The organism is Candidatus Planktophila sp. (assembly GCF_040402315.1).
Taxonomy (GTDB): domain Bacteria; phylum Actinomycetota; class Actinomycetes; order Nanopelagicales; family Nanopelagicaceae; genus Planktophila.
This window is the reverse complement of the sequence record NZ_JBBAMU010000006.1, coordinates 1-24,610: the sequence shown is the minus strand read 5'-3', so window position 1 is coordinate 24,610 and position 24,610 is coordinate 1. Positions and strand designations below refer to the sequence as shown.

Genomic DNA, 24,610 nt, shown 5'->3' with positions numbered 1-24,610 from the left:
TCATGATTGATGGGATTGGCATCGATGTCGTAGACATTGCCCGGTTTAAGCAATCCCTCGAGCGCACCCCACATTTAGCTGAAAAACTCTTCACCGAATCTGAGCGCACCAAATCTGTATCGTCCCTCGCCGCCCGCTTTGCCGCCAAAGAGGCGCTCTATAAAGCCTTGAGCCCGACTCATGGGTTGCAGTGGCACGAAGCCGAAGTTATTAATCATGAAAACGGAAAACCAGATTTTCTCTTTTGGGGTGAAATCGCAGAACTAATTGACGGCGCCACCGTGCACCTTTCACTTTCACATGATGGCGGGATTGCATCGGCGATGGTGGTGATTGAACGATGAGGGCAGAAGCACTGATAGATCTCAGTACAATTAAACATAACGTTGAACTACTTAAAGAGCGTTCCGGAACAAATCTTCTGGCAGTTGTCAAAGCCGATGCCTACGGTCATGGACTGATTCCAGTTGCTAAAGCAGCGCTTTCAGCCGGTGCCTCATACCTTGGTGTCGCCCTCCTGGAAGAAGCAGTTGCCCTGCGTGAGGCAGGAATTACTGCGCCAATCTTGGCGTGGCTTGTGCAACCTGGCTCAGATTTTGCACAAGCAATCGAGTTAGATATTGAAATCGCGGTCGCATCACTTGCTGCACTGCAAGAAATTTCAGCAGCAGCTAAGTCAAAGCCGGCTCGCATCCACCTGGAAGTTGATACTGGAATGAGCCGTGGTGGTTTTTTAAATGAATGGAATCAACTAACTGCAGAGCAGCTAAAGGGTGTGGACGTTGTTGGAATCTTCTCGCATTTTGCCCGGGCAGATGAGCCAGATGAAAAACAAAATAGTGATCAACTGGGGCGATTTAACGCTGCTGTTGCGCATCTGAATTCTCTTGGCCACAACAACGTCATTAGACATTTATCGAACTCGGCTGCAACGCTAAAAAATAGCGCTGCCAGCTTTGACATGGTGCGCACGGGTATTTCACTCTATGGACTCTCTCCCGATGTGCAGACACTCGGTGATTCCAAATCTCTTGGCCTTCGCCCCGCAATGCAGCTACGTGCTGCTCTGTATTTAGTAAAAGATGTTGCGGCCGGCTCACCTGTTGGTTATGGGGCAACCCAAAGCACAACCGTTGACACCAAGTTAGGTGTAGTTGCGATGGGATATGCAGATGGAATTCCACGTATCGCACGCACTGCCGGGGTATGGGTAAATGGCAGGCGCGCACCGATTATTGGGCGTGTATCCATGGATCAATTTGTTGTTGATTTAGGGGCCGATTCCAAAGCCCGCTCGGGGGACTGGGTAACAGTTTTCGGCAATGGTTCACACGGTGAATACACAGCAGATGATTGGGGATTGGCATCCCAGTCCATTAACTATGAAATAGTCACACGATTGGGACCGCGTGTGCCTAGAATCTACGCGCCCCATGTCTACTAATCTCATATTTAATTACTCAATGGTGAAGAAAGAGAGGTTGTTATGAGTGCTGGTCCAGCTCTATCAATTTCCAATCTCACTGTGAGATTCGGTGGTCTTACCGCACTCGATGATGTATTTCTTGAGATCGCACCCAACACAATTGTGGGACTTATCGGCCCCAATGGCGCAGGTAAGACAACAATCCTTAATGCGATATCAGGACTTGTGACGCCAGCTTCCGGAGAAATTTCAATTCATGGCAAAGATATGAAATGGCCGGCAAGTCATGATTTGGCCGGACTAGGTATAAGTCGCACATTGCAAGGTGTTGGACTCTTTAACGGACTTAGCATTATTGAAAATGTAATGATGGGCGCCAATCACAGCAGTGGCACAAACTTCTTCAAAGATCTATTTGGACTTTCAGGACGAGCCGAAGCAAAGCTGCGCCGGCGTGCAAGTGATGCACTTGCTTGGGCTGGCGCACTGGATTTAGCCGAGAAGATGCCTGGTGAACTTACCTATCCAGAGAGCAAGCGAGTATCCATCGCTCGGGCGCTAGTTTCCAAACCGAAGCTCCTACTCCTGGATGAACCTGCTGCTGGACTAGGTCAGGATGAGATCGATAAATTTGCAGCACTTCTTAAACAATTAAAGCAACGCTGTGCAATCGTGATTGTCGAACATCATGTGGACTTTATTGGATCAATTTCAGACCAGGTCTATGTTTTAAACTTTGGAAAAGTTATCTCGAGTGGAAGCTTCGACACTGTTAAGCGCGACCCAGCTGTTCTCGCTGCCTACCTTGGTACCTCACAGCAAACCGGCAGTGAGAAACTGGGAGGCGAGCATGCTTAAGATTGAAAATCTCGTCACTCGCTTCGGCTCAGTTGTTGCCATTGATGGCATCTCAATGCAGGCGCAGGAATCAAAAATCACTACTGTGATTGGTGCCAACGGCGCTGGAAAGAGCACGCTACTGCGCACGATTTCAAGTCTTGAACATCCCAGTTCCGGTTCCATTACATGGAAAGGACAATCAATCATAGGAAAGCGCCCGGAAGATATTGTCCGTTTGGGAATCGCACACGTTCCTGAGGGACATGCAGTTATTTCAGAGCTGAGCGTTGAAGAAAACATCTCTATGGGTTCTCTCTTTCGCCGGAGAAAATTTAAGTCAGATATAACAACTGCAATAGATGAGATGTATGCACTCTTTCCGCGACTTAAAGAGCGCCGTAAACAATTAGCAGGCACGCTCTCAGGCGGGGAACGTCAGATGTTGGCTATTAGCCGCGCTCTGGTATCACGCCCACAATTACTCCTTCTTGATGAACCGTCGCTTGGATTAGCACCTCTTGTTGTTGAACAAATTATTGATTCCGTAAACATTCTCTGCCGCAGCACTGGGCTTTCGGTGCTGCTGGTTGAGCAAAACGCCAATACCGCACTCGGTGTTGCAGACCACGGCGTACTTCTCGCACTTGGAAAAGTTGTGGCAGATCGCCCAGCATCAGAGCTCAAAGCTGATGCAAAACTACGTGCTGCATATTTGGGGTATTGATGAATACTTTCTTAGCAGCCCTATCTTTAGGAGCATCGCGTGGCGCCACCTTCGCACTCGTTGCTCTCGGCCTTGTGATTGTCTGGCGCGGAGCTGGAATCGTGAACTTTGCGCAAATGGGTCAGGCAATGTTTAGTACTTACATCGCTTCAACGCTAATCACCAACGGCTATTCATATTGGATTGCATTCTTTGCTGCCCTGCTTTCAGGAGCGGTACTTGGAGCACTCCTTGATATCTTCATCATGCGACCGCTCTCAAATAAGAAACAGAGTGAGCTACTGAGTAGTGAATCAATGCGGTCGGCAGTTCCTGTGATTGCATCCCTTGGAATCCTTGGCGCGCTGCAAGCACTTGCCGGAATTATCTGGGCGGCAGAAGAGCGAGGATTTCCCGCGCCTGCAAAGCAGGAAGGCTTTACCGTGGCTGGCAATGTTCTTCCCTTTACATCCTTTGATGTATTTGTAGTTTCAATTGTGACTGTGGCATTAATTCTTACAACCCTCTTCTTTACTAAGACTGGTATTGGTCTTGCCATGCGCGCAACAGCGCTCAATCAAGAAGTAGCAAAACTAAGCGGAATTCGAACTAATCGCACCCGCACAATCAGTTGGGCGATATCAGGTGCGGCATCTTCACTAGCTGGACTTCTCATTACCCCCACATCAAATTTATCGCCGAACACACTTGATCTCGTTCTCATCGTGGGCTTTACCGCAGCAGTTGTTGGCGGACTCGATAGTCCGGCAGGAGCAGTACTCGGAGGCGTCATTCTCGGAATGGTCATCTCATTTGTGACCTTCTATGACACTCCAGAAGATGTATTCCTGGCTATCTTGGCGGTGCTTCTCCTGGTTTTGATTATTCGCCCGCGCGGCATTCTTGGTTCAAAGGATGCGCGCCGTGTCTAATCTCAAAGTGAAATCAATAGCACGCATCAGCCTTATTCGCACGCTAATTTTCTCAGCCCTAATACTGCTGGTTGGTCTGCAATTTGATGCCTACAATCAAGCACAACTAGCCGTAGTGCTGATTCTATTTATTGGTGTTCTATCAATCACGCTACTGACTGGAATTTCAGGGCAATTGTCCTTGGGTCAAGGGGCACTGATGGCGGTGGGCGGATATTCCACAGCGCTGCTGATGATTAATTACAAACTTTCACTCTGGGTTGCGATTCCGCTATCGATTATTTCTTCAGCCATTGCTGGCCTTCTACTCGGTGTTGCGGCAGCTCGACTTCGCGGACCGTACTTAGCCGGAACAACGCTAGTAATTGCACTAGCAATTCCAACAATTGCAAATAGATTTATGTCAGTCTTTAAAGGCGATGAAGGGTTGCAAGTAGATGTGGGGTATCCACCACAGTGGTTCTCCACTTTCTTTGGCGAGCCCACCTATGAACAATGGCAGCTCTATGTGGCGCTGCCATTTGCAGCGGTAGCACTCTTTTTTGCATCCAATATTCTCTTATCGCGCACCGGGCGGATGTGGCGATCTATTCGAGATAATGAAAGTGCGGCATCGCTAGCCGGAGTGAACTTCGCTCGTCAGAAGATTTATGTCTTTATTATCTCTTCAACCTTTGCCGGGTTATCTGGCGCCCTGTACGGTCTTCGTGGATTAGTGGGTCCGAGCGTTTATCCAGTTTCACTCTCACTGTTGTTATTGACCGCTGCAGTACTTGGCGGAATCCGCAGTATTGCCGGTGCCTTTATCGGTACTGTCATCGTTGTTTTCTTACCCGACTGGATCGAGCTAATTCTTGGAAACTTCGAATTAAGCGAACAGGTTTCCAACTACTTACCGGCGCTAATCTCTAGCCTCTTACTTATTCTCACAGTGGTGATAAACCCTGCTGGAGTAGCTGGTGTGAAGCTTCACAAACATAAATAAGTTTTATATATTTTTGTTATAAACCAAAATTATAGGCATTCCCGTAGGGAGGGACTCGCCCGTGAGGACACTTTCCGTTCACTTACCGTTCGGTATCTGTTAGCGTGAGGTCGTTCTAGCCCACCTCGGGGCTAGTGGCGATCTGGCGGCTTATGTCCCCCTATCGCATATAAGGCAAAGAGAAAGAGTGAATGCAGTGAAAAATCGTGCATCTCTGTCCCGATCACCTCGTAAGTCCATCGTAGTTATCTCTGTAGCCCTCGCTGGCGCGCTCGCGCTCTCAGCGATGCCGGCTCAGGGTGCGAGCACACCAGGTGTAAGTGACACTGAAATTGTTTTAGGAATGCAGCTGCCACAGACAGGCGCAGCGAGCCCGGGATATAACAAGGTAGATGACGCCATGCGCGCCTACTTCGACTACGTCAATTCAAAGGGTGGTGTCTATGGCCGCAAGATCACTTTGGTTGCCAAAGATGACGCATACAAGGCTGGCCTCACAGTTTCAACTGCGTCAGCACTGATCAATAAGGATAAAGTCTTTGCGATGGTGGGCTCTATTGGAACCCAGACACATATCTCTGTTATCAAGGATATTAACCGTCGTGGAATCCCTGACCTCTTCGTCCTTAGTGGATATAGTGGTTTCTACACAGATCCTAAGAAGTATCCAACAACCTTCGGTTCTTTGGGAACCTACGTTGTAGAGGCGAAGATCCTTGGAAAGTACATCAAGGAGAATCTGGCCACTAAGAACGTCGGAATTCTCTATCAGACCGATGACTTCGGTCGTAACACTGTGGAAGGTCTTGCAACTGCTGGAGTAACTTTCACAGCGAAGAAGAATGCCGCAACATTTATCGCTGGCGTTCAAGCTGGTGGACTCGATGCTCAGATGCAACAGCTAAAAGACAATAACGTCGAAGTTGTTGTCGTTGGCGCCACTGCTTCAGCATTTGCAGCAGCTGTGGGTTCAGCGAACAAGATTGGCTACAAACCACAGTACATAGTCATCTCTGTGGGATCAGATGCCACAACCTTCCAGACAATTCTCAGTACAAAAGGAATCCCTGCGGCTGTATCAGCAGGGCTCTTAGCGGGAACAATTTCAGCATCGCATGCTCCATCACCAGGTGAAGCAGATGACGAATTCGTCAAGGCATTTAAAAAAATCAATGATGAATTCAACACCGGCCCAGCTACAGGTAAGGCTTGGGATAACAATGTTCTGCAAGGAATGAACATTGGCTACACCATGACCGCAGCCCTCATTGGAGCAGGCAAGGACCTCACACGTCCAGGAATCATCAAATACATCGAAAACAATCCTTCGAAGCTATCTAGTGCTGCCCTTGCTCCACTCGGATACTCTGCAAAGACCCACGAGGCTTATACCGGCTTCTGGATCGGAAAATATGATGCAACGGCAGTGCTTAAGCCAATCGATGGCACACGTAAATTGTGGACAACTGATTCAGCTAAGGGTGCTGTAACCGAACTCAAATACACACGTCCTGCAATCGCAGCCGATGCACTACCAAAGGTTGGTTAATCAGATGAAACTATCAATCCGTAAATCAATTGCGGCTGTAGGTGCGGCAGCACTTGTAGCAACAGGTGTTCTTGTATCTGTTCCTGCAGCAAACGCGGCAGCTCCAACATGTACAACCGACAAAGCAAATCTTGAAACCTGTACCGGCAAGCTTGCCAATGGTGCGGGATATGTATTTAAGATGCCGGCAAACTTTAAGGGAACAATGTTCTTCTGGGAGCACGGATACCGATCAACATATCCAGTTCCAGGTGTAGCTACTGTTCCAACTGGAGTAGAAGAAATTACTCCAGCTAGCCAATCAACTGGCAAAGACATCACAAAAGAGATGATGCTTGCCGGTTATGGTGCTGCGGCGTATGACGGGACCGTTAAAAGCCTACGCGGATGGAATAACACCTACCGGGTAGAGATGCTCAAGGAAGTTATCGATACCGCAATGGCTAAATACGGTACAAAGATTCAGAAGAAAGTCATTTATGGATCTTCACAGGCCGGCGCGATTCTGACGCCATTTATTGAGAAGTACCCAACATATGCCGACTCTGTTGGCATCTTGGCGGGAAATACACCTTCGCCAGCTGACTCACTTCAATCTGCTTGCGACATCTTCTACATCCTAAGCGTTTTTGCTGATCCAAACATTAAAGGTTGCGCAGCATTTGGCACAAAGGATGTTCCAGGATTCCAAGCAGCTGTAGGAGAATTGCTAAAAGTTGTAGCACTGCTCAAGACTTGGCAGGTCAATTACGGAGCCCCAGGACTTCAATATCCTGCAGCCCTCAAAGGCTCACCAATTCCACAACGTTCAGCACTTCTTCTAACTGGCCTTCTTTCAGGAGTGCCAACTAAGAGTGCGCACATGGATGGAATCTCAACAAGTACCCTTGTTCCTGAGCACAGCATCAATGCAACGGTTGCAATCCTGGAAAATATGGGAGAAGCAGTCGCAACTGGAGTCTTGGCCGGACAATCAATGTCTGAAATAACAGGCCCTGGTTTCTACGACAATACAAAGACTAATTGGGCAGCACTGCTCGATGAGGCCGATTCTGGTCGTTACAACTTAGGACTATCAGGTGATGAAGGTATTGCGGCAATGCTTGGAGTGCTTTCTATGGCTCCTCGTGTTACAGGTGATGCAGCTGCAATTGCGAAGTTCAAGGCACTTGATAAGTCATCATTTACCTCAACGAAGCCAACAATCCTGATTTCAAATGAAGCAGATCGTCTGGTCTTTCCTGGTAACTCATCACGTTATGTAGATCGCAAGCGCGAAGTCTACGAAAAGGCTCTTGCATCTTGGGAGAAGACAAGGACTGGCAAGAAGCCAATCTGGAACACTCTTGCACTTTATGCAATGACGCCTGAAACCTACACAAAGTTCACTGCTACAGGTGCGCCAGATTTGACGGCAGCTCCTGCAGTATCTGGCGTAGGCCATCAAGCCTTCACCACAAAGCAGATGAAGGCGTGGGTAGATATGCTCGCATTCGCTGCTAAATCAGGAAAGGTTCCAACGAACGCTTATGTTCAATACATAGCGGAGAAGGTTCCTTACCTCAACGGTGATATTGATTATCGCCCAGCCGATCTGAAGTATGACTTCGGCTATTAATTCAGCAATAAGTTAAGCAAAAAGGGCCCTGGGAGACCGGGGCCCTTCTTGCTTTTATCTATCAACTATCCTTCACGAGTGAGAATCGAGACTGCTGCAGATATGCATGCACTAGGTGTGCGCATCGGTGCACAGTGCCGCGCTGGAGATCTCATACTGCTTAACGGCCCATTGGGCGCTGGCAAAACAGTTTTAGTGCAAGGTATCGGGCAAGCACTCGGCATCAACGACGTTACATCGCCCACCTTTGTGATCTCCCGAATCCACACAGCTGCACTCTCACTTATTCACGTCGATGCTTACCGACTACTTGAAGGTGGCAACGCGGCCGCTTACTTAGATGATTTGGATCTTGATACCGCGCGTGAAGATGCAGTGACGGTCATTGAATGGGGCGGGGCTGAATCTGCACGATTAAGTGATGAGCGCCTTGAAATCTCCATTGATCGCACCGATGAAGTTCGTGAAGTGCTTATCAATAAGGTTGGCGCGCGCTGGCAGGGCGTTGAGTTATGACAATCTCACTTGCAATAGATACATCTACCTCAAAGACAATTGTTGGAATTATTGAAGATGGTGCTGTTCTTTATGAGAAAGCACATGAAGGTGCAACTGATCATGGGCGCGCACTTTCAGAGTTAGTTGCAGAGGTGCTGAAGGTTGCCAAGCCTCCTCACCAAGTAGTTGTCGGAATGGGTCCGGGGCCATTTACCGGACTTCGTGTGGGGATCGCATTTGCGAAGTCCTTTGCTCTCGCCCGCCAGATTCCTGTTATTGGAATCTGTTCACTTGACGCGATTGCAATTGATAAAGATCAGTACACGGTGGCCATCGATGCCCGCCGGAAAGAGATCTACTGGGCCACCTACAAAGATGGCGTCCGCGTTGCTGGTCCAGCGGTAAGCAAACCGGCTGAGGTCTCTGATTTCATCATTGATGTATATCCTGATATGCAAAAGCTTGTTGTGTTGGCAGCGAGCCAGAACGTTACTGAGCCCATGTACTTACGCCGGCCTGATGCTGTGCCCACTGCGGAGCGACCATGATTACTTATCGCCAGCCCATCGCATTGGATATTCCAGTTCTTGTCGGTTATGAGAAGGAGTTATTTCCATATTCACCGTGGAGCTCTGCGCAATTTAAAGAGGAGTTTGCTGGAATTCCTCGCACCCGATTTATGTCGGTTGCCGAAAGTGATAACCGCATCGTGGGGTATTGCGGGGTATTTCTGCCAGCACCAGGTGTGGAGGCAGATATTCTCACCGTGGCAGTACTTCCTGAATTTCGCAGACAAGGGATAGCCCGCGAATTTATGCGCCAAATTGAGCAATGGTCAGAAGAACGTGGCGCCAGCGCCATGATGCTTGAAGTCGAACATACCAATGCCGCCGCTATCGAGCTCTATCAGGCACTTGGATATATGCAGATTTCGGTACGTATGAATTACTACGGTCCTGGCAGTGATGCTCTTGTCATGCGCAAGGAGTTCACATGATGCAGCCGATAGTTCTGGGAATTGAAACCTCGTGTGATGAAACGGCAATTGGAATTGTGCGCGGTCGCACCTTATTGGCCAATGTCATTGCATCGAGTGTGGAAGAACATGCCCGCTTTGGGGGAGTAGTTCCTGAAATCGCATCTCGTGCACACTTAGAGGCGATGCTACCCAGCATCAAACGCGCAGTAACTGATGCCAAGATTTCACTTAAAGATATCGACGCCATTGCTGTGACAGCTGGCCCCGGATTAGTTGGTGCGCTGCTGGTGGGAGTTGCCTCAGCAAGTGGTTTAGCGCAAGGCCTGGGCCGCCCGCTCTATGGTGTGAACCATTTGGCAGCTCATGTTTCCGTTGATTACTTAACCCACGACAAACCCACTGATCCAACTATTGCGTTGCTGGTCAGCGGTGGCCACTCTTCACTTTTGCAAGTAGATGACATCACCGGTTCGATTACCAAACTGGGTGCAACTATGGATGATGCAGCAGGAGAGGCCTTCGATAAAATTGCGAGGTTACTGGCGTTAGGTTTTCCGGGTGGTCCAGCAATTGACCGAGAAGCAGAGGCTGGATCATCAGTCGCTATTGATTTTCCAAGAGGCTTGACAACTTCCCAGGATTGGCAAACTCGCCCCTACGAATTTTCTTTCTCCGGACTTAAAACTGCAGTGGCTAGATATTTGGAGAACACACCAAAATTTGTTCGCGCAGATGTGGCAGCGTCATTTCAAGAGGCGGTAGTTGATGTCTTGCTGCTTAAGGCACTGGCTGCCTGTAAATCGACGGGGATTAATTCATTGGTGATTGCCGGTGGGGTAGCTGCTAATTCACGTCTTCGCGCCGTGGCTGTTGATCGCTGTGAAAAGGCCGGGGTGGAGCTTCGCATCCCTGCCGCTGGTCTTTGTACCGATAATGGGGCGATGGTGGCGGCGCTGGGCTCCCTGATGCTCAGTTCGGGCAGGCCAGCCACACACGGGGCCTTTGATGCCGATTCGAGCCTGAAAGTGGAGCAGGTGGCCCTCTAGTTCTTGGATTTGCCCGGTGGAATAAGCGCCCCTAGGCTTGGCGTTAGCACTCTCGGGCCCACACTGCTAATGGCAGGTAAGTCCCGACATAGTGGAAATATCAAAGCTCAGACTCGAAACACACACTCGAATAAGAAGGAGTACCACCATGGCAGTTGCCATTAAGCCACTCGAAGATCGCATTGTTGTTAAGGCAAATGAAGCCGAGACAACTACTGCATCAGGACTTGTCATTCCAGATACCGCGAAAGAGAAGCCACAAGAAGGCACAGTTGTTGCAGTTGGCCCAGGCCGCTTCGATGATGGCGTTCGCGTACCAATGGATGTAAAAGTTGGCGACGTTGTTCTCTATAGCAAGTACGGCGGAACCGAAGTGAAGTACAACAACGAGGAGTACCTCGTTCTCTCTGCTCGCGACATTCTCGCGATTATCGAGAAGTAATCCATGGGAAAAATGTTGCAATTCGACGAGCATGCTCGTCGCGCAATGGAACGTGGAGTTAATCAACTCGCGGACACGGTCAAGGTAACACTTGGGCCTAAGGGTCGCAACGTAGTTATCGCAAAGTCATTTGGTGCACCAACTATCACTAATGATGGTGTGACAATTGCAAAAGAGATTGAACTTTCAGATCCGGTAGAGAACATGGGCGCACAGCTCGTTAAGGAAGTTGCCACAAAGACCAACGATGTCGCTGGTGATGGAACAACTACTGCCACAGTTCTGGCTCAAGCAATGGTCAAGGAAGGTCTTCGTAACCTCGCTGCCGGTGCCCAACCTATGGATCTCAAGCTCGGCATCGAAGCAGCTGTGGAAGCAGTTTCAGCACGCCTTCGCGAAAATGCAACAGTAGTTAAGGACAAGGCACAGATTGCTGACGTCGCAACTATCTCTGCTCAAGATCGCGCAATCGGTGACCTCATTGCAGAAGCAATGGACAAGGTCGGCAAAGATGGCGTCATCACTGTGGAAGAAGCATCAACTACCGCACTTGAACTTGAGTTTGCTGAAGGAATGCAATTCGATAAGGGTTACATCTCGCCATACTTCGTCACAGACCCAGATCGTATGGAATCTGTATTAGATGACGCCTACGTTCTCATCTCTGCAAATAAGATCTCAGCTCTACCAGAACTCCTACCTCTCCTAGAGAAGGTTTCACAGGCAGGAAAGCCGCTTCTTATCATCGCTGAAGATGTTGAAGGAGAAGCACTTTCAACGCTGGTGGTAAACCGCATGCGCGGAGTATTTACTTCAGCAGCCGTCAAGGCACCAGGCTTTGGAGATCGTCGCAAGGCAATGTTGCAAGACATCGCAATCTTGACGGGAGCCACAGTCATCTCAGGTGAGATTGGCATGAAGCTAGAGGCAGCAACTCTGGAAGATCTCGGTCGCGCTCGTCGCATCGTGATTACCAAGGATGCAACCACAATCGTTGATGGAGCTGGCGATAAGGCACTAGTTGCTGGTCGCGTGAGCGAAATTCGCAATGAGATCGCAACCTCTGATTCTGATTGGGATCGCGAGAAGCTCCAGGAGCGCGTTGCAAAACTCGCTGGTGGCGTCTGTGTTATCAAGGTCGGAGCACACACTGAAGTTGAGCTGAAAGAGAAGAAGCACCGCTTAGAAGATGCGATCTCTGCAACTCGCGCAGCTGTGGAAGAAGGAATTGTTATTGGAGGAGGAGCAGCACTTGTTCACGCTGCCGATGCCCTCAATGACAACCTCGGCTTCACCGGTGATAAGGCAGTCGGTGTGGCACTCGTTCGCAAAGCTTGCGATGAACCACTTCGCTGGATTGCTGAAAATGCTGGACTTGAAGGCTACGTAGTAGTTGCAAAGGTCCGCGCACTGAAATCACATGAGGGCTTCAATGCTGCAACTGATGTTTATGGCGATCTTGCAAAAGATGGCGTCATCGACCCAGTGAAGGTAACTCGCTCAGCACTTGCTAATGCTGCCTCTATCGCGGCGATGTTTATTACAACAGAAGCTGTTGTATTTGAGCGTCCGGCTGATCAAGAGCCAGCAGCTGGTGGACATGGACATTCTCATGGTCCTGGCGGGCACGGACACTAATAAAAAAGTTAATAAGAAAACCCCCGTACTGAGTACGGGGGTTTTTCTTTTCTAATATTTATCTAGTAATTATTTGACAATTATGAGGCGTGCGAAATAACTGGTATGCCGCGCTGTATCAAGATTGCGCTGCGATCATCTTCTGATAGACCGCCCCAGATTCCATAAGGCTCTTGGACGGCGAGTGCGTGGGCGCGGCAGGCGGCGATGACCGGACATGACGCACAGATAGTCTTCGCGGCATTCTCGCGATTACGCCGACGTGGACCACGTTCTCCATCAGGATGAAAGAACTTCTCAGAGTCCATCGATCGGCAGGAACCTTGATACTGCCATTCCCATTGCTCAGCAATAGGTTGAGGAAGTCGTGATAGTTCAGCCATGATTTTTCTCCTTTACCTTGGGATATCCATAGGATACAACCGTTTCATAGGTTGTTCAAGGGGCAATCGTTCCGTGTCTTATTCAAGGGCCAAAATGTCCGCTTTCAGGTGGTGAGTTAAGCCACTTTCCGCCAAGATTGCGCCATGGCTGCCAAGGATGACGAGAAACTCACCGTGGCTGCGGTGGCTCGCCGGATTGGCGTAGCCCCGGCAACTCTTCGCACCTGGGCCCGGCGCTATGGCCTTGGTCCATCGGGCCACGAAGCCGGTGAGCATCGTAAGTATCTCCCGCAAGACCTAGCCAAGCTGATCATGATGCGACGGTTAATTGTTGCCGGAGTGAGTCCGGCAGAGGCCGCCAAACAAGCCCTATCTCATAAGGGCAGTCTCAACCTGGAGCAGATCGTTGAGACGGTTCACGAGCGCTCTGATGTGGTGGATGCGATCGTGAGTGCCGCGCAATCACTTGATCATAATTTTGTCGAGGCGCTCTTGCGTCAAGAAATTTCTCAGTTCGGGGTCATTGATAGTTGGCATGAAGTAATGGTTCCGGTCTTAATTATCGTTGGCGATATCTGGGCGCAAACTGGGGAAGGAATTGAAGTAGAGCACTTACTTTCGGAATCAATGACAAATGTTTTGCGTGATTTTTCAAGAGAGATTAAGAGCCCGATCAATCCTCGTCCAGTGCTGCTGGCATCTGTCGGGGAGGAGCTGCACACTCTAGCTTTGCATGCACTTACCGCCGCGCTGGCTGAATTAAATATTGAATGTCAGGTGATGGGTGCGCGAACTCCGCTGGCGGCAATTTCTACGGTCGTAACTCGCAGCGCCCCACCTGCGGTATTTCTATGGGCTCAGTTAGCAAAAAATGGTGATCCCATCTTCTTTAAAAATATCCCGAATGTTCGCCCAGCCCCGCGAGTTGTCCTTGGTGGCCCTGGCTGGGACCGAGATCAATGCCAAGAAGTTGCCTTTGCTGAGGATTTAGCGCTCGCCTGTTCTGAAATCAAGCAGGCAATCGGCGCTTAATTCTCAAGTTAGACTAGGGCGCTCAACCACAGTATGGAGGGCGCATGAGCGGCGATAACGACAAAGTCGCGATGCTCGGGCTGACTTATGACGATGTCCTGCTCTTACCTGATGCATCTGATGTGGTTCCTTCTGAAGTAGACACATCCACTCGCCTTACTCGAAACATTGCCTTGGCAGTGCCACTAGTTTCATCGGCCATGGATACCGTCACTGAATCCACGATGGCAATAGCAATGGCTAAAGCTGGCGGAATTGGGATTATTCACCGTAACTTGCCGATTGATGAGCAAGTCACGCATGTGAAGTTAGTGAAAAACGTTGGTCTTGCCGGTGCCGCAGTTGGTGTGGGCGATGATGGATTTGCACGCGCACAAGCACTCATTGAAGCGGGGGTAGATGTTGTTGTCGTAGACACAGCTCACGGTCATCACCGCGCCGTACTCGATGCAATTGCGCGAATAAAGAAGTTTTCTTCCACCATTGAAATCATCGGTGGCAATGTGGCAACTCGCGCCGGTGCCCAGGCACTGATCAATGCTGGCGCCGATGCGGTCAAAGTTGGCGTTGGTCCCGGATCAATTTGCACAACCCGCGTTGTTGCAGGTGTGGGTGTGCCACAAGTGACTGCGATTATTGAAGCAGCAAAAGCATGCAACAAGGCTGGCATTCCACTCATTGCAGATGGTGGACTTCAATATTCAGGTGACATCGTTAAAGCAATTGTTGCTGGGGCACACTCTGTGATGCTCGGTTCATTACTTGCTGGGTGCGCAGAATCTCCTGGCGAACTTGTAGAAATTGATGGACGCACCTATAAGGCATACCGCGGTATGGGCTCACTCGGTGCGATGCAATCACGCGGTGAACAGAAGTCCTATTCAAAAGATCGATATATGCAAGATGATGTTCTTTCCGAAGACAAACTTGTCCCCGAAGGTATTGAAGGAAAAGTTACCTATCGCGGCCCAGTGGCAGATGTTGTTCACCAACTCGTTGGCGGACTTCGAAGCGGCATGGGTTATGCCGGTGCTCCTGATATCGAAACGCTGCGACGTGAAGGTCGCCTCATTCAAATTACTGCAGCTGGCTTACAAGAGAGCCACCCACATGATGTTCTGCATGTGGCCGATGCCCCCAACTACAGCAAGAAGAAATAGCCATGGATTACGAAATCGCACCCGGGAAAAGAGCCCGTCACGCCTATTCATTTGACGATATCGCCATTGTGCCAAGTCGTCGTACTCGCACCCCGGAAGATGTTTCCACTTCCTGGCAGATAGATGCTTATAAGTTCGATCTGCCCTTGATTGCAGCACCAATGGATTCAGTGGTCTCACCAGAGACTGCGATTGCCATAGGAAAGCTAGGCGGACTGGGAGTGCTTAATCTTGAGGGCTTGTGGACACGTTATGAGGATCCACGTATTCCACTCGGTGAAATCGCATCGATGCCAGATCAACATGCCACACGTCGTATGCAAGAGATTTATGCCGCACCTATCCGCCCCGAACTTATTAAAGAACGTATTAAGCAGATTCGCGATTCTGGTGTCACCGTTGCGGCATCGCTCTCACCTCAGCGAACCGCCCAACTTCACAAGGCTGTGATCGATGCCGGTGTAGATATCTTTGTGATTCGTGGAACAACCGTTTCAGCAGAGCATGTTGCTGCCGAAAATGAAGCACTGAACTTGAAGAAATTTATCTATGAACTAGATGTGCCAGTTATTGTGGGTGGGGTTGCAACAACAACTGGCGCACTTCACCTGATGCGTGCCGGAGCTGCTGGAGTTCTCGTTGGTTTCGGTGGCGGAGCTGCTCACACCACGCAAACTGTTTTGGGAATTCAAGTTCCGATGGCAACGGCAGTTGCCGATGTTGCGGCAGCTCGTCGTGAATACCTCGATGAATCAGGTGGACGTTATGTCCACGTCATTGCCGACGGCGCCGTTGGAAAATCTGGAAACATTGCAAAGGCAATTGCATGTGGAGCAGATGCGGTCATGATGGGCGCAGCACTTGCAAAAGCTGTTGAATCTCCAGGTCTTGGTTGGCACTGGGGTGCTGAGGCATACCATCCTGAGGTTCCTCGTGGTCAGCGCATGAATGTTGGAACGGTGGGAACACTGGAAGAAATTTTGAATGGGCCATCACATGCATCCGATGGTTCGATGAATTTATTTGGTGCACTACGTCGTGCGATGGCCACCTGCGGATACTCAGATGTGAAGTCATTCCAGCGCGTAGAAATCGTTATGCAGCATGGCCGATAAGCACGGAGTACTTGTCGTCGATTTCGGCGCGCAGTATGCACAGCTGATCGCCCGTCGCGTGCGAGAAGCGAAGGTGTATTCCGAGATAGTTCCATCATCTATTACGGCAGCTGAAGTAAGTGCCAAGAACCCAGAGGCAATCATTCTCTCGGGTGGCCCAGCTTCAGTCTATGCAGATTACGCACCAAAAGTTGATTCAGCAATATTTGCACTCGGTATTCCCGTATTCGGAATCTGTTACGGATTTCAAACAATGGCCGCAGCTCTTGCCGGCGTGGTTGCGCAAACCGGTAAATCAGAGTTTGGTCGCACTCCACTTGATGTGAAGACTGGCTCAAAGATTTTTGCCGGACTTCCAGCATCACAATCAGTATGGATGTCACATGGCGATGCTGTCTCTGAAGTACCTTGTGGCTTTAGTATTTCAGCAGCAACTGCCGATACCCCAATTGCGGCATTTGAGGATGCAACTGGAAAATTAGCTGGTGTGCAATTTCACCCAGAAGTTCTGCACTCAGAACATGGCCAGGCAATCTTGCAGAATTGGCTCATTAACATCGCCGGGTGCATTCCATCATGGACAACTGCGAACATTGCCGAAGAAGAAGTTGCCAAAGCGAAAGCTGCAATTGGCGGCAAGCGAGTAATTTGCGGCCTCTCTGGCGGAGTTGACTCTGCCGTTGCAGCGGCAATTGTGCAGAAGGCGGTGGGAAATCAACTCACCTGTGTCTTTGTCGATCACGGTTTACTACGCAGCGGGGAGTCTGAACAAGTCCAACGCGATTTTGTTGCGGCAACTGGAATCGAACTTGTTGTAGTTGATGCGCGAGAGCAATTCCTTTCCGCCCTGGCTGGCGTGATTGACCCAGAGACAAAACGAAAGATTATTGGCCGCGAATTCATTCGCTCATTTGAATCAGCAGCTCGCGATATTGCAGCTGGCGGTGATGTTGAATTCCTAGTGCAAGGCACCTTGTATCCGGATGTTGTGGAATCAGGGGGCGGCACAGGAACTGCCAATATTAAATCTCACCATAATGTGGGCGGCCTGCCCGATGATTTAAAGTTCGCCTTAATTGAACCGCTGCGCACTCTCTTTAAAGATGAAGTCCGTCAGGTGGGTCTGGAACTCGGATTACCGGAAGAGATTATTTGGCGCCAACCATTTCCAGGGCCAGGTCTTGGCATTCGCATTATTGGTGAAGTGACACAAGAGCGGTTAGATATCTTGCGCGAGGCAGATCTCATCGCTCGCCAAGAGCTAAAAGCTGCTGGTCTTGATCGCGAAATTTGGCAGTGCCCAGTAGTTCTTCTCGCCGATGTTCGAAGCGTTGGCGTGCAAGGCGATGGGCGCACCTATGGTCATCCCATCGTGCTGCGTCCAGTTTCAAGTGAAGATGCAATGACAGCCGATTGGTCGCGAGTTCCCTATGATGTGCTCGAGAAAATTTCTACCCGCATTACCAATGAGGTTCGTGAGGTAAATCGGGTAGTCCTAGATGTTACGAGTAAGCCACCCGGCACTATTGAGTGGGAATAGGAAGAACTAGAATGAAAAAAGTAAGCGCGATTGCCGTATCTGTATTGGTTCTAGCTGGTGCACTCATTTCCGTGCCACAGGCAAGTGCGGCACCAATAGTCTGCAAACCAACAACAGCCAAAGCGCACACGCCCTTAAAGACAGTTCCGCCACAGAAGCCTGCTAAGCCTCTTCCCAAGTCAATGACACTTAAAACAAACTGCGGAGATGTAGTAATAGCACTAGATGCAAATGCACCATTTACTGTTACCCAAATTACCGCACTTGCTAAAGCTGGTTACTACAACAAGTCTCTCTGTCACCGCGAGGCAATTTCTGGCTTTGAAATGTTGCAATGTGGCGATCCAACTGCGAAAGGTGCTGGTGGTCCAGGTTTCACTTTCAACGATGAGAATTTGCCAATAGGTGAGTCGCTGGCATATCCAGCCGGCACCGTTGCAATGGCCAACTCTGGTCCCAATACAAATACAAATGGCAGCCAATTCTTCCTAGTCTTTGGAGATTCACCTGCACTCGGGCCTTCCTATTCAATCTGGGGAAAGATTACAAAGGGGCTTGATGTCTTGAAATACATCGCATCCAAAGGGGTTAATGATCCAAGTGGAATCGGAGCGCCAAAGATAAAGGTTGCTATCGAATCAGTTGTTGTTAAGTAACATAAAGTCGCAAACTTTGAGTAGAACTTTCCTTCATTTGTCATAAATAATGGCCTGAATCTCATAACAAAAGTGAGCAAGTAGAGCGACCTATCTTCAGGGATGCATTTGCTATTAGAATCATGACATTAAGGTAGACAGGTAGCTAGTCACGCTAGTTGGAGAATTCAATATCAGGAGGCAATTGTGTCCGAAGAAGTATTTGCTCGTAGAAGTGAAAACTGGTTTGCGCTCAAGGACAAGCATGGATTCATTTATCGCGAACGTTTACGCAATCAAGGCTACGCCCCAGATGTCTTCATCAATAAACCTGTAATTGGTATTGCTTCCACTTGGTCTGAACTCAATCCTTGCAATGGCCACCTCAACCGAGTCGCAGAAGCCGTAAAGCGCGGAGTCTGGGAATCTGGTGGTTTCCCACTTGAATTTCCGGCCATGTCATTGGGTGAACCAATCATGCGCCCAACAACAATGTTGTATCGCAATTTGCTTGCCATGGAGGCCGAAGAATTAATTCGTGCCAATCCTTTAGATGGTGTTGTGCTTCTTGCAGGTTGCGATAAGACACCTCCCGGATTACTTATGGGCGCTGCAAGTGTGGATCTTCCAACCTTGATGATTACCGGCGGACCAATGCTCAATGGCCGCTATCAAGGAAAGACGCTTGGTTCTGGCACTGCAGTGTGGAAATACAGTGAAGAACTTCGCGCAGGCAAAATGACAATCGAAGAATTCTTTGCGATGGAGAGCTGCTCAGCTCGTTCGGCTGGAAGTTGTATGACCATGGGAACCGCGTCCACGATGGCATGCGTCACTGAGGCCCTCGGTGTGCAATTGCCAGGAAGTGCCGCAATTCCGGCAGTGGATGCTCGCAGATACTCAACATCACATGAGGCAGGCCGTCGCATTGTTCAGATGGTCCATGAAGATCAACGACTTTCTAAAATCCTCACCCGAGAAGCTTTTGAAAATGCAATCCGGGTAAATGCCGCTATTGGTGGCTCAACAAACGCTGTTGTTCACCTCCTTGCAATCGCAGGTCGAATCGGTGTGAAACTAGAACTCGATGACTTCGACCGACTAGCACGCGACGTTCCAGTCTTAGTAAACCTCATGCCATCAGGTAAGTATTTGATGGAAGAGTTCTTTGATGCTGGTGGCCTTCCTGTGGTTATGAAAGAAATTGAAAGCTTGCTCCATACAGATCACATGACTGTTTCTGGAAAAACTGTTGCAGAAAATATTGCGAACGCTAAATCATGGAATGACGATGTCATTACTCCAATGGCCAAGCCGTTCCAGAAAGCGGGCTCGGGCATCGTAGTAGTGCGTGGCTCTCTTGCACCAGATGGGGCTGTTCTGAAAATTTCAGCAGCTACTCCTTCGCTCCTGCAACATCGTGGCGTGGCAATGGTCTTTTATCGCATTGAAGAGTACTTAGAAGTTGTAGATGATCCTGATCTAGATGTCACTCCAGATACTGTTCTCGTTCTTCGTAACGCTGGCCCAATGGGATATCCAGGTTTTCCGGAGGTTGGAAACATGCCATTGCCTAAGAAGATTCTTGAGATGGGCATTACCGACATGGTGCGCGTCTCTGATGCTCGCATGAGCGGAACTGCCTATGGAACAGTTGTACTTCATGTTTCACCAGAGGGTGCCGCAGGTGGCCCACTCGCGCTGGTTGAAAATGGCGATGAGATTGAACTCGATGTTGCGAATCGATCACTTACGCTACATGTGAGCGAAGAAGTGCTGGCGCAACGTCGTGCTAAGTGGAGTAATCCAAATCCGCTTCCTGATCGCGGTTGGTCACGGCTCTATGTGCAACATTTTCAGCAGGCACATTTAGGTGCAGATTTTGACTTCCTGGTAGGTGGAAGTGGATCGGGAATTCCGCGCCACTCACACTAACTAAATAGCATCAACTAAATCACATTAATTAAAATGGTTGGGCGAAGCTCGTCTCTTCTGTAGCTTCTAACTCAAGTAAGCGGTTCCATTTTGCGGTGCGTTCTGAGCCATGGGTTGAGCCAACTTTAATTTGCTGAGCTCTCCATCCTGTCGCTAAATCTGCGAGCCAACTATCTTCAGTTTCACCAGAGCGAGCTGAAACAACAGTCTTAAAGCCGGCCTTGTGAGCACTTTCCAGAACGTGAAGAGTGTCAGAGACAAGCCCATTTTGATTTGGTTTGATGAGAATTGCATTTGCACTCTTCTCCACAATCCCACGTTCAAGTCGTGATTGGCTTGTGGTAAACAAATCATCACCGAGTATTTGCAATTTTTTTGGCGCACCAGAGGCAAACTCACTCCACGCATGCCAGTCATCTTCAGCGAAAGGATCTTCAATAGAGATGATGGGTTGATTCTTCACAAGATTGGTGATGAAATCTACAAATTCTGCCGATGTGTAACTCTGCTTTGCATTATGAAGTTGGTACTGACCATTTTCAAAGAATTGTGTGGAGGCGATATCAAGCGCAAGTGAGACATCAACACCGGGATTTAGGCCAATCTGCTCAATGCATGAGACCACAAAAGAGCATGCATCTTCTATAGTATTGAATGGAATTCCAAGGCCACCTTCGTCTGCAACTAGGTGAGTAACTAGGCCTTTCTCCTGGCCTCGAACCGCAGCAAGCTCTCGGATTGCAACAATCCATGAAAGCGCCTCTGAGAAAGAGTTAGCACCATGTGGAAGTACAAGTACATCTTGAATATCCAATGTGCGGTTTGCATGAGCTCCACCTGAGAGAATATTGACCATCGGCATCGGAAGTAAGAGATTGCCTGTGGGCGTGAAAAAACGGGCCAGTGATTGGTTCTTACTATGCGCTTCCGCCTTTGCGCCAGCAAGCGAGACTGCCAGCGTGGCGTTTGCTCCTAGCTCCTTACGGCTTTCACTGGGATCAATTTCCTTTATTTCATTATCAACTGTGTGGAGGGCAACTTCTTTACCGATAAGTGCTGGTGCGATTTTTGTATTTATATTTGCAACTGCAGTAAATACCGATTTGCCACCGTAGAACTTCTCGGCAAGAGAAGTGCCGGCATCTCGTAATTCAAGTGCTTCATGAGCACCTGTCGAGGCACCTGATGGAACTCGAGCGGTATGAACAGAGGAGTCAGCAAGGGTGATCGCTGCAGCAACTGTTGGGCGACCCCGGGAATCAAGGACTTGGAATGCCTGAACTTTTGTGATCTTCATTGAGATTCCCCGTTGAACAGTTCTAATAAATTCATGGGAGCTGTCTCAGAGAGCGCACCCTTGCATAGCTTGGCCAGCCCGATTTGAGCTGATTCATCTAAATAATTTACTAGTGAAGTTCCTTCAACCCGGGCAAGTGCGATGAGCGCGGTGTGCCAAGCAAGAGATGGTGCGTGTGTAATCTCGCTCTCAGCATCGTATGCCTTAAGGAAATCCTGCGCTGTTTGACGAAGGAGTCCTCGGTTATGAGAATCTTGCTCTCGATAAAATTTACAGAGTAAGTGGGCAGTTAGAAATGCTAAATCAAATACTGGATTACCAGTATGCGTCACTTCAAAATCTAGAATGTATACATCTTGTGCTTCACCGATCATGATGTTCTTCGGTGAAAAGTCGCCATGAACTAGCGTCGTTTTTTCACTCTTTAACTCCTTGACCAAGCTCATAATTCTTGGAGATAAGGACGGATTCTTTCCAGCAACAGTGCCATAGAAGGGAGTAATGCGAAGTTGTTCAAAGAGTAAATCTTCCGAGAATTTCTTTCTTGATTCTTCGGAGTTACGTCCAAAGTTATGCCACGTAGCTAGCGTGTGGCCAAGTTTTGCCCCTATCTCTGGATAGATAACCCCTTCAAGTAAATCCGACTTCCAGACCGTTGCAGAATGTGGAACTCGTTCAAGAACGAGGGTAAATAGATCAGGATCGTAATCAACAAGTGCTGGCACTTGTTGTGGGGAGAGTGCGTGAAAAGTTTCTATCGCATGGGCTTCAACGATGGCCCGGCGTTGATCTGCCTCCCATTTTGTTGCCACCTTTAACTCTGCTAAAGCCTGCTTTAAAACCAAGTCTTTCGATGAAGTCTGAACAGCAAGAACTATATTGGAAACTCCACCAGTCAGGATTTCAACTGTCGCTTTTTCAGTGTCAGAAATGACCCCTCTAGCTTGAAGATATGCAACTACCGTATCTTCAGTGAGAAGTTCAACACTCATTACTTAGATAACTCTCGAAACTGAGAATGCATTATCAACGAAGATGCTTTGTCCTGAAATCGCTGTATTTGATTCGCTGGCTAATAAGTAAGCGCTATTTCCAACGTCTTCCGGGGTAACCAACCTTCCACCTGGGGTTGCATTTTCCACATTCGCTATCTGTGCAGCTGTAAGCAATTTCTCCGCCATTGGTGTTTTTACGATTCCGGGGAGAATTCCGTTAACAAGAATTCCTTTTGCACGACCAAGATCTACCGCCATTGACCTTACTAGTCCGCCGACCGCGGCTTTAGAGACCGTGTAAGACATTTTATCTTGGCGAGTAGATAACTCCCACAGCGAACTTAAGATGACCATTCGCGCACCTTGTTTGATTTTATCGTGGTGCATCAACCCAGCAGTTGCCTCGGTGATTGCGACCACGTTACCTTCGAATACACGTAGCAGCTCTTGAGTCTGACCGCTTATCACACTGTCATTTGTGTTCGTTCCTTGCGCAAAAATAACGGCATCGAATTCAACATCTGCAATCTCAGCCGGAAGATGATCCTTGGTTATTGGCAAGAGAAAAGAGTGGGCAAGTGTTGATGGTGAACGCACCGCGCAGTAAACGTTCCAATCGGCTTTTACAAATCGGGCATGGATAGCCCCACCTAGGGCACCTGTTGCACCAAAGATTAGAACGTTATTTGTTGCCACAAATTAACCCTTGTAGTCATAGCGCGTAAGCATGGAGTGACCAATTGATGCTCTACGCACACGTTCGCGCGCTGTTGATTCAACGAGACCTTGGATATGGCCGCCAGCTGGATAGAGACCAGGAGAGTTGCGCACCGTAAATTTCAGATAAACAGGGGCGGCAACTCGTACTAAGTCTGGAACTTCATAGTGACGAACAGCCCCACCGAAATCATCGGGACCCTCAACGTAAACATCGAGTGGAACATCTACCTGGGCACGAATTGCAGCAATCTGTTGCAGTGAGAGATCTGTTGCAAGATTAAGAGTTGATGCACCTAACTCTTCTAAAATCTTTGCGGTGGCAGGATTAGTGCAAGGCAGCGCAACCGAGGTCTTAAAAATGAAATCTTTCGGCAAATCGCCCTTCTTCTTCGCTTCACCGAGAACGGCAAGTAGTCCTAGATCTCCAACAAGAACGGAGCGAAGTCCAAGACTTGCACCATGGAGCACATCTTCAACTGCATAACGAAGTTGATCAGCACCACGAAGAGTAGGCGCGGCTACTCCGCCAGCGGATGAGACAGGTTGCTTGCCGATATCCCATGCAGCGCGCGGGCCAACAAAGAGACAGACCTCAATCTTTTCTTTCTTGCCTATTGCCACCATCTCCGCGATTTCATCGTCAGTTTGCATCATGATGCCTGAACCTTGGGAGATGCGATCAATCTTTAGTTTACGTTTCTTTGCTTCTTCAAGAACAACCTTGAAGGCTGCTGGACCTTCCACAGATGGAATCTCAATTTTCCAACGACTACCATCTTTAAATCGCTTTGCAGATTCGGGAATTGCATCTGCATCTTGGCTCTGCACACCTTGGTTCTTAAGAAGTGAAATTGACTTCTTCATCGGTCCTTTTGGATCTCGAGTTGAAGGCCAGTTAGCCATAGGTGTAGCCCAATCTTTAGAGGCGAAAATCTATTTCCGCAGTGAATAAAAGTTAAGCGTAAGTGTAACCACTCCTGGACTTACATAGGGAAGAGGTTGGTCACAACCCCTTTGACACCGGGCTTGCAGATAAAGGTCATACCGGACTGTGGCACGGCATCTACTTGGCCATTATGTGCGGTTGTGATTTTCTAGATCTATCTCTGGCGTACACAGATCGAATTGAAAAAATCTGCTTC

General features: G+C 48.9%; 25 protein-coding genes. 20 read left to right on the top strand and 5 right to left on the bottom strand.

The annotated features are described in order from the left end of the window. The first annotated feature begins 2 nt into the window (after nt 1-2). The 14 genes from AC9UEP_RS02170 to groL all read left to right on the top strand — a co-directional run bounded on the left by AC9UEP_RS02170 (nt 3) and on the right by groL (nt 12,656). On the top strand, nt 3-344 hold the full coding sequence (locus tag AC9UEP_RS02170) for a holo-ACP synthase (protein ID WP_509543610.1): 342 nt from the start codon (nt 3-5) through the stop codon (nt 342-344). Next, complete coding sequence (gene alr / locus AC9UEP_RS02165; protein WP_509543608.1) at nt 341-1,444, top strand: alanine racemase; 1,104 nt, start codon at nt 341-343, stop codon at nt 1,442-1,444. Before AC9UEP_RS02170 ends, alr begins: the two co-directional genes overlap by 4 nt. A gap of 42 nt (nt 1,445-1,486) precedes the next feature. Next, entirely contained in the window at nt 1,487-2,284 is a 798-nt protein-coding gene (locus AC9UEP_RS02160; protein WP_509543606.1) for an ABC transporter ATP-binding protein, read from the top strand. Further along, nucleotides 2,277-2,990 (top strand): ABC transporter ATP-binding protein, encoded by a 714-nt coding sequence (locus AC9UEP_RS02155; RefSeq protein ID WP_509543604.1) that lies wholly within the window; start codon nt 2,277-2,279, stop codon nt 2,988-2,990. Before AC9UEP_RS02160 ends, AC9UEP_RS02155 begins: the two co-directional genes overlap by 8 nt. Continuing rightward, nucleotides 2,990-3,901 (top strand): branched-chain amino acid ABC transporter permease, encoded by a 912-nt coding sequence (locus AC9UEP_RS02150; RefSeq protein ID WP_509543602.1) that lies wholly within the window; start codon nt 2,990-2,992, stop codon nt 3,899-3,901. The genes AC9UEP_RS02155 and AC9UEP_RS02150 overlap by 1 nt, the downstream gene beginning before the upstream one ends. Continuing rightward, nucleotides 3,894-4,886 (top strand): branched-chain amino acid ABC transporter permease, encoded by a 993-nt coding sequence (locus tag AC9UEP_RS02145; protein ID WP_509543600.1) that lies wholly within the window; start codon nt 3,894-3,896, stop codon nt 4,884-4,886. Before AC9UEP_RS02150 ends, AC9UEP_RS02145 begins: the two co-directional genes overlap by 8 nt. A 187-nt stretch (nt 4,887-5,073) precedes the next feature. Continuing rightward, nucleotides 5,074-6,435, top strand: a complete 1,362-nt coding sequence (locus tag AC9UEP_RS02140; protein ID WP_509543598.1) for an ABC transporter substrate-binding protein — start codon at nt 5,074-5,076, stop codon at nt 6,433-6,435. 4 nt (nt 6,436-6,439) lie between these two features. Next, entirely contained in the window at nt 6,440-8,053 is a 1,614-nt protein-coding gene (locus AC9UEP_RS02135; RefSeq protein ID WP_509543596.1) for a hypothetical protein, read from the top strand. A 78-nt stretch (nt 8,054-8,131) separates the two neighbouring features. Next, entirely contained in the window at nt 8,132-8,569 is a 438-nt protein-coding gene (tsaE, locus tag AC9UEP_RS02130) for a tRNA (adenosine(37)-N6)-threonylcarbamoyltransferase complex ATPase subunit type 1 TsaE (protein ID WP_509543594.1), read from the top strand. Further along, nucleotides 8,566-9,099: a tRNA (adenosine(37)-N6)-threonylcarbamoyltransferase complex dimerization subunit type 1 TsaB gene (gene tsaB / locus AC9UEP_RS02125; protein WP_509543592.1), complete on the top strand. Its 534-nt coding sequence runs from the start codon at nt 8,566-8,568 to the stop codon at nt 9,097-9,099. Before tsaE ends, tsaB begins: the two co-directional genes overlap by 4 nt. Then, complete coding sequence (gene rimI / locus AC9UEP_RS02120) at nt 9,096-9,548, top strand: ribosomal protein S18-alanine N-acetyltransferase (RefSeq protein ID WP_509543590.1); 453 nt, start codon at nt 9,096-9,098, stop codon at nt 9,546-9,548. The genes tsaB and rimI overlap by 4 nt, the downstream gene beginning before the upstream one ends. Continuing rightward, nucleotides 9,548-10,576 carry a tRNA (adenosine(37)-N6)-threonylcarbamoyltransferase complex transferase subunit TsaD gene (tsaD, locus tag AC9UEP_RS02115; protein WP_509543651.1) on the top strand — a complete coding sequence of 343 codons (1,029 nt, stop codon included), beginning with the start codon at nt 9,548-9,550 and terminating at the stop codon, nt 10,574-10,576. The genes rimI and tsaD overlap by 1 nt, the downstream gene beginning before the upstream one ends. A 148-nt stretch (nt 10,577-10,724) precedes the next feature. Continuing rightward, nucleotides 10,725-11,018 (top strand): co-chaperone GroES, encoded by a 294-nt coding sequence (gene groES, locus AC9UEP_RS02110; protein WP_095675183.1) that lies wholly within the window; start codon nt 10,725-10,727, stop codon nt 11,016-11,018. Between the two features lie 3 nt (nt 11,019-11,021). After that, complete coding sequence (gene groL / locus AC9UEP_RS02105; RefSeq protein ID WP_509543588.1) at nt 11,022-12,656, top strand: chaperonin GroEL; 1,635 nt, start codon at nt 11,022-11,024, stop codon at nt 12,654-12,656. Between the two features lie 80 nt (nt 12,657-12,736). Here the strand turns inward: groL and AC9UEP_RS02100 are convergent, their stop codons facing one another. Next, on the bottom strand, nt 12,737-13,039 hold the full coding sequence (locus tag AC9UEP_RS02100; protein ID WP_422688240.1) for a WhiB family transcriptional regulator: 303 nt from the start codon (nt 13,037-13,039) through the stop codon (nt 12,737-12,739). 144 nt (nt 13,040-13,183) lie between these two features. Here AC9UEP_RS02100 and AC9UEP_RS02095 point away from each other — a divergent pair, with 144 nt between their 5' ends. The 6 genes from AC9UEP_RS02095 (at nt 13,184) to AC9UEP_RS02070 (ending at nt 20,456) form a co-directional block, all read left to right on the top strand. After that, nucleotides 13,184-14,071 (top strand): MerR family transcriptional regulator, encoded by an 888-nt coding sequence (locus AC9UEP_RS02095; RefSeq protein WP_509543586.1) that lies wholly within the window; start codon nt 13,184-13,186, stop codon nt 14,069-14,071. 44 nt (nt 14,072-14,115) lie between these two features. Beyond that, entirely contained in the window at nt 14,116-15,231 is a 1,116-nt protein-coding gene (gene guaB / locus AC9UEP_RS02090) for an IMP dehydrogenase (protein ID WP_509543584.1), read from the top strand. Nucleotides 15,232-15,233: 2 nt separating this feature from the next. Continuing rightward, a complete protein-coding gene (locus AC9UEP_RS02085; RefSeq protein WP_509543582.1) occupies nt 15,234-16,346 on the top strand; it encodes a GuaB3 family IMP dehydrogenase-related protein in 1,113 nt (370 codons plus the stop codon). Next, nucleotides 16,336-17,886, top strand: a complete 1,551-nt coding sequence (gene guaA, locus AC9UEP_RS02080; RefSeq protein WP_509543580.1) for a glutamine-hydrolyzing GMP synthase — start codon at nt 16,336-16,338, stop codon at nt 17,884-17,886. Before AC9UEP_RS02085 ends, guaA begins: the two co-directional genes overlap by 11 nt. Nucleotides 17,887-17,897: 11 nt before the next feature. After that, nucleotides 17,898-18,542: a peptidylprolyl isomerase gene (locus tag AC9UEP_RS02075; RefSeq protein WP_509543578.1), complete on the top strand. Its 645-nt coding sequence runs from the start codon at nt 17,898-17,900 to the stop codon at nt 18,540-18,542. Nucleotides 18,543-18,728: 186 nt separating this feature from the next. Next, nucleotides 18,729-20,456: an IlvD/Edd family dehydratase gene (locus AC9UEP_RS02070; RefSeq protein ID WP_509543576.1), complete on the top strand. Its 1,728-nt coding sequence runs from the start codon at nt 18,729-18,731 to the stop codon at nt 20,454-20,456. Nucleotides 20,457-20,484: 28 nt separating this feature from the next. Here AC9UEP_RS02070 and eno read toward each other — a convergent pair whose 3' ends face one another. The 4 genes from eno to AC9UEP_RS02050 are packed head-to-tail and all read right to left on the bottom strand — an operon-like array spanning nt 20,485 to nt 24,371. Beyond that, entirely contained in the window at nt 20,485-21,753 is a 1,269-nt protein-coding gene (gene eno, locus AC9UEP_RS02065; RefSeq protein WP_509543575.1) for a phosphopyruvate hydratase, read from the bottom strand. Next, complete coding sequence (locus tag AC9UEP_RS02060; RefSeq protein WP_509543573.1) at nt 21,750-22,745, bottom strand: phosphotransferase; 996 nt, start codon at nt 22,743-22,745, stop codon at nt 21,750-21,752. The genes eno and AC9UEP_RS02060 overlap by 4 nt, the downstream gene beginning before the upstream one ends. Nucleotides 22,746-22,748: 3 nt before the next feature. Next, complete coding sequence (locus AC9UEP_RS02055) at nt 22,749-23,444, bottom strand: SDR family oxidoreductase (protein ID WP_509543571.1); 696 nt, start codon at nt 23,442-23,444, stop codon at nt 22,749-22,751. A gap of 3 nt (nt 23,445-23,447) precedes the next feature. After that, entirely contained in the window at nt 23,448-24,371 is a 924-nt protein-coding gene (locus AC9UEP_RS02050) for a U32 family peptidase (protein WP_509543570.1), read from the bottom strand. Nucleotides 24,372-24,610 lie beyond the last annotated feature (239 nt).